The sequence below is a fragment of the Oscillochloris sp. ZM17-4 genome (genome assembly GCF_019599295.1).
Classification (GTDB): Bacteria; Chloroflexota; Chloroflexia; order Chloroflexales; family Chloroflexaceae; genus Oscillochloris.
Window position 1 is genome coordinate 16174 of sequence record NZ_JAIEWN010000002.1, and the last position, 10269, is coordinate 26442.

Annotated in this window: 10 protein-coding genes; 7 read left to right on the top strand and 3 right to left on the bottom strand. The window is 67.7% G+C overall.

Features of this window, described 5'->3' with window-relative positions:
- Positions 1-61: 61 nt before the first annotated feature.
- From K2Z83_RS01965 to K2Z83_RS01975, 3 genes are all read left to right on the top strand, one after another.
- The gene (locus K2Z83_RS01965; protein WP_220593516.1) at positions 62-880 is read left to right on the top strand and encodes an aminoglycoside N(3)-acetyltransferase; all 819 of its coding nucleotides are present in this window, start codon (positions 62-64) and stop codon (positions 878-880) included.
- Between the two features lie 26 nt (positions 881-906).
- Positions 907-1383, top strand: coding sequence for a ribonuclease E activity regulator RraA (gene rraA, locus K2Z83_RS01970; RefSeq protein WP_220593517.1), 477 nt, complete (start codon positions 907-909; stop codon positions 1381-1383).
- 232 nt (positions 1384-1615) lie between these two features.
- Positions 1616-2446, top strand: coding sequence for a hypothetical protein (locus K2Z83_RS01975; RefSeq protein ID WP_220593518.1), 831 nt, complete (start codon positions 1616-1618; stop codon positions 2444-2446).
- Positions 2447-2506: 60 nt separating this feature from the next.
- On the opposite strand, the gene K2Z83_RS01980 is transcribed toward K2Z83_RS01975, so the two are convergent.
- Entirely contained in the window at positions 2507-3301 is a 795-nt protein-coding gene (locus tag K2Z83_RS01980) for a hydroxypyruvate isomerase family protein (RefSeq protein ID WP_220593519.1), read from the bottom strand.
- Between the two features lie 70 nt (positions 3302-3371).
- Between K2Z83_RS01980 and K2Z83_RS01985 the strand changes: the two genes are divergently transcribed.
- Positions 3372-3911: a YaeQ family protein gene (locus K2Z83_RS01985; RefSeq protein ID WP_220593520.1), complete on the top strand. Its 540-nt coding sequence runs from the start codon at positions 3372-3374 to the stop codon at positions 3909-3911.
- A 199-nt stretch (positions 3912-4110) separates the two neighbouring features.
- The gene (glgA, locus tag K2Z83_RS01990) at positions 4111-5427 is read left to right on the top strand and encodes a glycogen synthase (RefSeq protein ID WP_220593521.1); all 1317 of its coding nucleotides are present in this window, start codon (positions 4111-4113) and stop codon (positions 5425-5427) included.
- A 620-nt stretch (positions 5428-6047) separates the two neighbouring features.
- On the opposite strand, the gene K2Z83_RS01995 is transcribed toward glgA, so the two are convergent.
- Entirely contained in the window at positions 6048-8654 is a 2607-nt protein-coding gene (locus tag K2Z83_RS01995) for an ATP-binding protein (RefSeq protein ID WP_220593522.1), read from the bottom strand.
- Positions 8655-8912: 258 nt separating this feature from the next.
- Positions 8913-9374, bottom strand: a complete 462-nt coding sequence (locus K2Z83_RS02000; RefSeq protein WP_220593523.1) for a DinB family protein — start codon at positions 9372-9374, stop codon at positions 8913-8915.
- 168 nt (positions 9375-9542) lie between these two features.
- On the opposite strand from K2Z83_RS02000, the gene K2Z83_RS02005 reads away from it, so the two are divergent.
- On the top strand, positions 9543-9818 hold the full coding sequence (locus tag K2Z83_RS02005; RefSeq protein WP_220593524.1) for a metal-sensitive transcriptional regulator: 276 nt from the start codon (positions 9543-9545) through the stop codon (positions 9816-9818).
- Between the two features lie 74 nt (positions 9819-9892).
- Positions 9893-10111 (top strand): heavy-metal-associated domain-containing protein, encoded by a 219-nt coding sequence (locus tag K2Z83_RS02010; RefSeq protein WP_220593525.1) that lies wholly within the window; start codon positions 9893-9895, stop codon positions 10109-10111.
- Positions 10112-10269: the final 158 nt, after the last annotated feature.

Here is a 10269-nt window from a genome sequence, read left to right on the forward strand (position 1 = left end):
GGGGCGCGCAGGACGTTGCACATGCACTGGCGTCGCCGCCCTCACCGGGAGGTTGTGCTGTATGGGCGAGCGAGCGAGCATTGATCGCGCGGGGGAGCTGCCGGTGACGGCCGCGCGCATGCGGGAAGACCTGACGGCCCTCGGGGTGGCGGCGGGGATGACCCTCCTGGTCCACACAGCGCTCAGCCGGCTGGGCTGGGTCGCCGGCGGCCCCCAGGCGGTGATCATGGCCCTCCAGGAGCTGCTCGGCCCCGCCGGCACCCTGGTGATGCCGGCCCACAGCTCGCACCTGTCGGACCCGGCCGCGTGGCGTCACCCGCCGGTGCCCGAGCCCTGGTGGCCGATCATCCGTGACGAGACCCCCGCCTACGACCCCGACCTGACGCCGACGCGCCAGATGGGCGCGGTCGCCGAGACCTTCCGCAAGGGGCGGGGCGTGCTGCGCAGCGCGCACCCGCAGGCCTCGTTTGCGGCCTGGGGCGCCGAGGCCGCGCGGGTCACCTCGGGCCACACGCTTGAGGTCGGCCTGGGCGAGGGCTCGCCCCTGGCCCACATCTACGCGCTGGGCGGCCACGTGCTGCTGCTGGGGGTCGGCCACGGCAACAACACCTCGCTGCACCTGGCCGAGTACCGCGCCGGCTACCCTGGCAAGCGCATGATCAGGGCCGGCGCGCCGATGCTGGTGGGCGGCGAGCGACGCTGGGTGGAGTTCGACGACATTGACTGGAGCGATGAGGACTTCCCGGCCATCGGGGCGGACTTCGCCCGCGAGACGGGCCTGGAGCGCAGCGGCGGGGTGGGCCAGGCCACTGCGCTGCTGATGCCGCAGCACCCGCTGATCGACTATGCCGTGGGCTGGATGGAGCGCAACCGGCGCTGAGTGATTGTGCTATATGAGGTGTGACGATGGAGTTCAAGACGACCGATCTCTGCGACGCGCATGATGATGTTCAGGTGGCCGAGCCGCAGCTGCGCCACTTCGGCGGCGCGGCCCGCTTTGCCGGGCAGGTGACGACTCTGAAGCTGTTCGAGGACAACACGCTGGTGCGGAGCGCCCTGGAGGAGCCGGGCGCGGGGCGGGTGCTTGTGGTCGATGGCGGCGGCTCGCTGCGCTGCGCCCTGGTGGGCGACCAGATCGGCGAGCTGGCCATGCGCAATGAGTGGGCGGGGGTGGTGGTGTTCGGCTGCGTGCGCGACAGCGCCGAGCTCGCGCGCATGCCGATCGGGGTGCTGGCGCTGGGCACGCACCCGCGGCGCAGCCTCAAGCGCGGCGAGGGCCAGCGCGACGTGCCTGTGCGCTTCCTGGGGGTGAGCTTCTGCCCCGGCCAGCAGCTCTACGCCGACGAGGACGGCCTGATCGTCGCCGCTGCGCCGCTGGCATGAGTGAAGCCCCATGCGTATCACGTTAAGCCTCCGGCTTCCCGGAATCTCTTGCTATTTTGGGCAAAATGACATCGGTTTTTAGGGCTGCCGCACTACCGCGTATAGAGAGGGTATGGGAGAGCTTCACTCTCCATACCCTCTCTGTAATCTGCCTCTGTACATAGGAGAACGCTTGTGCTATACTAGACCGTGTAGACACGAGCAGCCACAGCAGGTACGAGGAGCGGAGCATATGATCGGCAGAAATAAGGTTCAGGCCGTGCAGGAGGCAGCCACCCTCCAGTACGCCAACGGCAAGAGCGTCGCGCGGCAGACCCTTGGCAGCGGGCGCTTCACGCCACTGGTCGGGTTTCATATCGAGGTGGGGAAAGACGCGGATCTCGACGAGGCCATGCGGGAGGCCAAGGTCGCCCAGATCGAGATCAAACACCAGCGCCAGGGCGGCGCAGAGATCGTGCGCCACTGGTTCCTCGGCGAGAGCGTGCGGCTCTACCCGATCACCAGCGGCCCGATCGCGCCCACCGTGGCCGGCAGCCTGAGCGGGCGCAACGCCCGCCTCACCAGCGAGGCCGGCATCGGCATGCGCTGGGGCAGCAACGAGCGCAGCAAGATGGCCATCCGCGGCTATCTGGACGTGCTCATGCGCACAGGGTATGTGCGGCTCGTCCAGCTCTCGGTGCGCTCGCGGATGACCGACATTCTGCTGAGCGCCCTCGTCGACCACGGGCGAGTCTGCGAGGCCGCCGACAGCCTGGTCGATCGGTCGCGCCACCCGGAGGTCGTCACCTACCACGAGATCGCGCTGCCCCTCGGCCCGGCCGAGGAGCAGGAGTGGGGCAAGGGCGACACCGCGACGGTGGTGCCGTTCCGGAGCCTGCACCCCGCCGCTGTGGACGCCGAGTACCTGCGGGGCTTCTGGCGATCAGACCAGGTCCACGCCGCGGCCTACCGCGACTGGGAGAGCATCCAGTCCTGGGCCCACGAGTACGCCACGCAGGCAGAGGAGAGCGGCGGGCGGGCGGGCGAGCTGTCCCTCGCGGGCGTGGCGGAGGAGGCCGCATAGGCACAGCCTCCCGCCCGGCCATGCGTTGCGGTGGGCGAGGGCGAGGCTCTAAGATGGCTCCTACGCCTGATCTGGTGCCTCCCCCGCCCGTCGCAGCCAGCCCAGGCTCTCCTCCAGGCTCCCGCGCGGCAGATACTCCGCCCCGACGTAGCCCGTGTAGCCGCTGTCCTCGATAGCTTGAAAGATAAAGGGGAAGTTGAGCTCGCCGGTGCCGGGCTGCCCGCGCCCAGGCGAGTCGGCGAACTGAATATGCCCGATGCGCCCGGCGTGGGCCGCGACCGTCGCGCAGATATTGCCCTCCATGCGCTGCATATGGTACACATCGTACTGGAGGGCCAGGTTCGGCGCGCCGACCGAGTCGATCATGGCCAGGCTATCGGCGGTGCTCGTCAGCATATAGGCGGGGGTCTCCCAGCTGTTGAGCGCCTCCAGCAGCACCGTCACCCCGGCGTGGGCGGCGAGGTCGCAGACCCACGTCAGGTTCTCGCGGACGCGGGCCAGCTGGCTCTCGCGGGGCTCGCCGGGCAGCCAGCGCCCGACGAGGGCGTTGAGCTGATGACAGCCGAGCCGCCGCGCCAGATCGAGTGCCGCCGGCGCGCTGGCCCGGAACTCGGCCTGGCGCACCGGGTCGTTCAGAAACCCGCGCTCGCCGGCGGCCAGATCGCCCCCGTCGAAGTTGATCAGGGCCACGGACAGGCCGGCGTCGGACACGCGGCGGGCCAGCGCGCCTAGATCCTCGCCGCGCGGCCACCAGAGCTCAACCGCCGTGAAGCCCATACGGGCCGCCTCGTCGATGCGCCGCGCGTAGGGGAGGCCCGGCATCGTGATCGATATGTTGAGGTCAAACGTGATCATGCTGCGCCTGTCTCTCTGTGAAGCGTGCGATAATACGCCCGTCACCACTATACCAGGAGTAGCGAAGACTATGGCCCAGGGCGCGACTATCTACAACCTGACGATCGACCTCGCCGATATGGATCGCGGTGTCTACGAGGCCCTGGAGCTGCGGGTCGCCCGCCACCCCTCGGAGAGCGCTGAGTACCTGATCACCCGCGTGCTGGCCTACTGCCTGGAGTACACCGAGGGCATCGCCTTCACCCAGGGCATCTCCGCCGGCGATGAGCCCGCGGTCCTTGTGCGCGATGCCACCGGCCAGGTGACCGCCTGGATCGAGGTTGGCCTGCCGGACGCCGAGCGGCTGCATCGCGGGAGCAAGCTCAGCGGCCGCGCCGTGGTCTACACCCACCGCGACGCTGTGCAGCTGTGCGCGCAGCTCGCCGGGAAGAAGATCTACCGGGCCGAGTCCATCCCGATCTACACCTTTGACCGGGGCTTCATCGGCGGGCTGTCCGGCGGCCTTGATCGACGCAGTGCGCTCAGCATCTCAGTAACCGAGGGCCAGATCTTCGCCGGCATCGGTGACCTGAGCCTGCGCAGCGCGATCACGGCGCACCAGATCGCCTGAGCCTCCTGGAGATGGATCGCCGGGCGCTGATGCTATACTAGAGCGGCGGGCAGAACGGCTGAGCCAGCATTGGTGCGCCCTCCCGTTCTGCGCTCGGCGCTCGGCGCTCGGCGCTCGGCTATAGGGACACTCGCCATGCGCGATGCGCCACGATAGTGCGGTGCATGCCGCATGTTGCATGAGGAAGTGAGGATCTGCTATGCCTGATCTCAAGAAGGTCGCCCTGTTCACCAATGAGTACCCGCCCAATGTCTACGGCGGCGCTGGGGTGCATGTGGAGTACCTGAGCAAGGCCCTGGCGAAGCTCGTCGATGTTGAGGTCCGCTGCTTCGGCAGCCAGCATGACGACGGCGAGCGCCTCAGCGTGCGCGGCTACCCGCTCTGGGATGAGGTGAAGCGGAACACGGACCCGCGCTTCGGCGGGGCGCTCGACGCCTTCGCCCGCTCGCTGCTGATGGCCAAGGACACCCTCGACGCCCAGGTGGTCCACTGCCACACCTGGTACACCGACATGGGCGGCCTGCTCGCCGGCAAGCTCTGGGGCGTACCCTACGTGCTGACCATCCACTCGCTTGAGCCGCTGCGCCCCTGGAAGGTCGAGCAGCTCGGCAACGGCTACCACCTCAGCTCCTGGATGGAGCGCACCGCCATGGAGCAGGCCGACGCGATCATCGCCGTCTCGAAGGAGACCCGCGAGGATGTGCTGCGCCTGTTCGACGTGGACCCCGCCAAGGTCCACGTGATCTATAACGGGATCGACCTGGCCGAGTACCGCAAGGCCACCGCCACCGACGCGCTCACCCGCTACGGGGTGGACCCGGACAAGCCCTTCGTGCTTTTTGTGGGCCGGATCACCCGCCAGAAGGGAATCATCCATCTGGTCCACGCCATCTCGCAGATCGACCCCTCGCTGCAGGTGGTGCTCTGCGCCGGCGCCCCCGACACGCCCGAGATCGCCCGCGAGATGCAGGAGGGCGTGGCCGCCGTGGTCAAGGAGCGCCCCGGCGTGATCTGGATCCAGGAGATGCTGCCGCGGCCCGATGTCATCCAGCTCTACTCGCAGGCCGCCGTCTTCGTCTGCCCCAGCGTCTACGAGCCCTTCGGGATCATCAACCTGGAGGCGATGGCCTGTGAGACGGCGGTCGTCGCCTCGGCGGTGGGCGGGATCAAGGAGGTGGTGCTGCCCGAGGAGACCGGCCTGCTGGTGGATCTGCAGCTCAGGGAGGGCACATTCGAGCCGGTCGACCCGGCGGCCTTCTCGGCCGACCTGGCCGCCGCGATCAATCGGGTCGGCCTCGAGCCGGCCCTCCAGTCCCGCTTCGGCGCGGCCGGCCGCCGCCGGGTCGAGGATCACTTCAGCTGGGACGCGATCGCCGAGCGGACGATGAATCTCTCGCGCTCGGCACGGGCGTCGCGCTCGGCGGCGGGAGCGGCGTCGCGCTCGGCACGGGCGTCGCGCTCGGCGGCGGGAGCGGCGTCGCGCTCGGCACGGGCGTCGCGCTCGGCGTGGGGCTGAGCAGCTGGACAGATTGCACTAAACCATCAGGCGGAGTGTCAGCCTGGGGCATTGGCGGAAGGTCGAGCGGCACCAGATCGCCGCTAGAGGCATCGACCAGCACCCGACTCAGGATCTCATCGCGGGCAGCCTCAGCGATGACCGCCGGGTCAAGCTCTGGCTGCCGATCACCCTGGGATGGCCAGGGTCGATAATCAGCGGCGATCCCAGGCAGCAGCGACACATCGAAGGACGCATTGTGGGGAGCGACAGTATACAGCCCGGCCTGGGCCGCAGCAGCTGTGAGCAGCGAGGCCAGGGCGGCGGCAAAGACCAGCAGCACACGCAGCGGACGCCTGCGCAATGGACGGAGCACCCGGCGAATATAGATCGTCTTCTGCATATGATTGCCGAGAACTGCTGCCGAATCTGGCGGCTCTGTTGGCATTGCCTGATGGGCTTAGCGCATCAGTCTGCATGCTGCTAGGAGTTACGAAGTTGAAGCGTTGTCACCCCGAGCGAAGCGAGGGGTCTGCCAAGGCTCGCTCTGTTCTGCCATGCAGATGCTTCACTTCGTTCAGCATGACATGGCGTTTCACTGCGATCCTTGGCCAACTGCGTACGCCCTAACGGCATTATCTCTACGCTGCGATCGCCTTATTACCCTGATCAGCCCCGCGCAAAAAGATGGTGAACAGACTACCCTGGCCGGCCCGGCTCTGCACGCTGATCGCCCCGCCCTGGCGCTCCAGCAGCTCGCGGGAGAGCATCAGCCCCAGCCCGATCCCGCGCGGCCCCTCGTTCAGGGCGCCCTCGCTACGCCGCAGCCGCTCAAAGAGCTGCGGCAGCCGCTCGGCAGCGATGCCTGGCCCGTAGTCGCGCACGGCGAGGGCCACCCCGCCACGGTGGCGGCGGGCCAGCACCTTCACCGGCTGGCCCTCGCCGTACTTCAGGGCGTTGTCGATCAGCTGGGCGACGGCGAACTTGAGCATACGCACATCAGCCTGCACCAGTGGAAGATCCGGGGCGATCACGATGCTCAGATCGACCCCGGCGGCCACGGCCACCTGGCGCAGCGGGGCAACCGCCAGATCCAGCACTGTCTGTACCCCTGTGGGCTGGACATCCAGCTCCAGGGTGCCCATCTCCAGGCCGGCCACCAGAATGGCCTTATCGATCAGGGAACTCATGGCAAGACTCTGGCGCATCGCCGTATCGGCCAGCTCGTGCTGGAGCGGGGTCAGCGTGCCGCCGATCTCCTTGCGCAACATATCGGTCGCTCCCTGGATGGCGGTCAGCGGCGTGCGCAGCTCGTGGGAGATCAGGGCGATCAGGTCAGTCTTGGCCTGGTCGAGTGCCGCCTCGACGCTCACATCGTGCAGGCCGATCACCTCGCCGCCGCCGCCGGCGAGCGGGGCGAAGCTGGCGCTCAAGACGCGCCCGTGGCACATGTAGCGGGCCGGTGTGTCGCTGGCGTGCAGGCCATCACCGACGATCTGCTGAAGCGGCAGCTGACTGAGGTGGTAGCGTCGGCGCGGCCAGTCGTCCAGCTCCAGCATGCCCAGGGCCGCCGGGTTGATCAGGATCACATTGCGCTCGGCGTCGCAGAGGATCACCCCGTCGGCGATGCTCTCCAGGATAGCCGTGCGCCGCTGGCTCTCCGACCGCACCTCGGCGTAGAGCCGGACATTGTTCAGCGCCGAGGCGGCCATGCCAGCGATCGCGCCCAGCGGCTCGCGCACGCTCTCGACGAAGCCCCCGCGCTCCCGGTGCAGCAGCAGCAGCAGCCCCACCAGCTGCCCCTGCACGGTCAGCGCCGTGTAGCAGATCTCGGCGTAGCCCAGGGGCAGGCCGAAGCTGCGGAAGCGCCGCGCGTCAGATGGGGCGATGATCATGCCCACGGCGCGGCGAGATAGCGACTCGACGGCGACCGAGTCGCTGAGCTGCGACCGACCCAGGCGCGCGAGCTGCTCATCACCGCCATCAATGACATTGATCCGCCAGCCGGCCCCGGACCGTAGGATCGCCAGCGTCACCGCGCCGGGGACGAGCCCACGCACAGCTGCATCAGTTTGTGCAAGGATTGCCTGGGCCTGCGGCTGCGCGCTCAGCGCCCGGCTGGTCTCGTAGAGGTGGAGGAGGCGTGAGGTCATCTGGTTGAAGGCGCCGGCCAGCGCCCCAACCTCATCGTGCGAACACACGCCGCTGCGCCGCTTCAGGTCGCCCTCAGCCACCGCTCGCGCCGTGAGCACAAGGTCGCGCAGTGGCCGAGTGATCTGTCGGGCAACCAGGGCGCCCACGGCGATAACGGCGGCGAGCAGGGCCAGGCTGAGCGCGATCAGCGGGGTGCGCTGGGCCTCCCAGCTTGTGGTCAGCGGGCTGCGGGCCAGCGCAACCGAGAAGAATCCGTCCATGGTGCGGCGCACCCGCAGCGGCGAGTAGGCAAACTGGTACTCGCGGCCGTTCAGGCTGGCGACGCTCTGGATGTGGATGGGCTCAGCGGCGGCCCGGTCGGCGATCAATGCCTCAAGCTGTGCCAGGGGGATGGCCGCCACGCGGGCCTCGCCGACGAGGATCTGGGTGGTGGCCACCGCCACCCCGCGCCCGTCGTAGAAGGTAGTGACGGCGGCCTGCGAGCCTCCCTGGAGCCATGCGAGCAGCTCGTCAAGCGGCGTGGCCACCATCACCCCGCCGACCAGGGTCTCGCCGCGCCTGATCGGCGCCGATGTCCACAGATGATCCTCGCGGAAGGCCGAGAACTTATCCCCGAAGGCATCGCTACGCCCGTCGATGATCTGACCGACCAGCCACCAGTCGGCCAAGTCGGGCAGGTCGATCCGCGCGGGCATCGCGCCGACGCCGGCCCCATCGGCGCGCCGCCAGCTCAGCAGCGGGTGGCCGGAGGTGTCGAAGATCACCAGCGCGTGCAGGCCAAAGTTAGCCCAGATCGGGCGCAGCAGCGTCGCCAGACGCTCCGCGTCGCCCGCGTCTACTGCCTCGGCCACCTCGGCGGTGAAGGCGATCGTGCGCAGCTCCTCGATCTGCCGATCCTCAACCGCCACCAGCCCGTCGCTCGTCATCTGGCCCACCTCGACCAAGCGTGCGTTGAGACGATCCTGGAGCGAGCCCGCCGTGAAGCGGGCGGCAACCAGCGTCATCGCCATCGCCAGGAGCACAGCGAGCAGCAGGTAGGGCAGGATGATTTTGGTGCTGATGCGTCGGGCAACGATGCGGGTAAGTAAACGCATAATGCTGTTGAGCGGGCAAAGTCAGAGTACTATATCGTCTCCTGAGTCAAGGTAGCACGGACTCAGCTGTCGGTTCTAGCGGACAATAGTCGTTTTTCTGTCAGACTACGGTCATCGCCCATACTGGGAGCAGCCGTCCTATGACCGCTTGTAGAGCGATGATCAAGGCCCCTATAAGGCGGCGGGGGATGCGCCCGCCGATGGCACATCCCCCACCACAACCAGCTATTCTAGAGGCCTGTGGCCCATGGCACACGTTTACCGGTAGAAGATAAAGTCGATGTTCCCCGGCGACTGGCCGTGCCCCGTGAGCATCTGGGCCAGCTCGGCGTGGTGCTGCATGCCGTGCATCAGCACCTGGTGCAGGATGCGCCAGCGATCCAGCGGGGCCTGCACGCCGTTGTAGCGCGTCACGATCATCTCGCCGGCGATATCCTCATCGCTCAGGCCGTCGAGCAGCGCCCCCCACGCCTCACGCTCGGCGGCGAATCCCGCGCTGAGCGTCTCCAGGGTGGCGAACTGCGCCTCAGCCAGGGCCTCCGGCTGCTGCCCGGTCGCCAGGGCGTGCCTCCAGGCGTAGTCCACCCGCAGCAGGTGGAAAAGGATGGCGTGGAGCGGGCCATACTCCTCCGCGCTCAGCTTGCCCGCACCCGCGATCATCTGCTCGGTCGTGTGCCAGTGGTAGGCGAACAAGGTCTGGATGTGTGCCTTCTCAGCCATTGAGCTCTCTCCTTCCGTGGTTGGGGGTCAGAGTCAAGTGAAGTATACCCCGCCTTAGCGGGCGGCCTCGATCCGCATTGGCGGCATCCCTTGACAGCCTTGCGCCCGGTGATATACTGGGGGCACCCCACCCCCCCCGGGGGAGGGGTACCATATCAGGAGGCAGCGATGGAGAGCGACCACAAGCAGCAGCTCACCAACCGGCTGAAGACGATCGAGGGCCACGTGCGCGGCGTGCAGCGCATGGTCGAGGCCGACGCCTACTGCATCGACCTGCTCAAGCAGACGCGGGCGATCCAGCAGGCCCTAGCCAAGCTCGACGGACTCATCCTGTCCGAGCACCTGCGCACCTGCGTCACCACCGCCATCCGCGGCGACGAGGTCAGCGACCGCGAGCGCGTCGTCACCGAGCTGCTCCAGGTCTTCGAGAACGTGCATCAGTAGTAGCGACGCAGCGTGCTGCGTCAAGTAAGGGCGCAGCAGCCGCAGGCTGCTGCGCACCAACAAGGATAAACACCATGACCACCGAGAAGTTCCTCGTCCCCGGCGTCTCGTGCCAGCACTGCGTCAACGCGGTGAACAAAGAGGTCAGCGCCATCAGCGGCGTGCAGAAGGTCGATGTCAACCTGGACACCAAGGTCGTCACCGTCGAGCACGGCGATGCGGTCGCCCCGGCGGCGATCATCGCGGCCATCCAGGAGGCCGGCTACGAGGAGGTCTCGCCGGTGGCGGCATAGTGTTTAGGGCTGGCGCCCTAAACACCCCGATTATGTTGCGAACATGTGCCAGCTTCGCTGGCACATGTTCGCAACATAATAAAGAATCTTGTTGCCAGCAACAACACCGCGCACGGTGAGGGTGTGGGAGAGCTTCGCTCTGCCACACAAAAAAAACT

Coding starts and splice junctions, on each gene's coding strand:
- K2Z83_RS02010 (WP_220593525.1), top strand. CDS start 9,893: ATGACCACCGAGAAGTTCCTCGTCCCCGGCGTCTCGTGCCAGCACTGC.
- K2Z83_RS01995 (WP_220593522.1), bottom strand. CDS start 8,654: ATGCGTTTACTTACCCGCATCGTTGCCCGACGCATCAGCACCAAAATC.
- K2Z83_RS01975 (WP_220593518.1), top strand. CDS start 1,616: ATGATCGGCAGAAATAAGGTTCAGGCCGTGCAGGAGGCAGCCACCCTC.
- glgA (WP_220593521.1), top strand. CDS start 4,111: ATGCCTGATCTCAAGAAGGTCGCCCTGTTCACCAATGAGTACCCGCCC.
- rraA (WP_220593517.1), top strand. CDS start 907: ATGGAGTTCAAGACGACCGATCTCTGCGACGCGCATGATGATGTTCAG.
- K2Z83_RS02005 (WP_220593524.1), top strand. CDS start 9,543: ATGGAGAGCGACCACAAGCAGCAGCTCACCAACCGGCTGAAGACGATC.
- K2Z83_RS02000 (WP_220593523.1), bottom strand. CDS start 9,374: ATGGCTGAGAAGGCACACATCCAGACCTTGTTCGCCTACCACTGGCAC.
- K2Z83_RS01980 (WP_220593519.1), bottom strand. CDS start 3,301: ATGATCACGTTTGACCTCAACATATCGATCACGATGCCGGGCCTCCCC.
- K2Z83_RS01985 (WP_220593520.1), top strand. CDS start 3,372: ATGGCCCAGGGCGCGACTATCTACAACCTGACGATCGACCTCGCCGAT.
- K2Z83_RS01965 (WP_220593516.1), top strand. CDS start 62: ATGGGCGAGCGAGCGAGCATTGATCGCGCGGGGGAGCTGCCGGTGACG.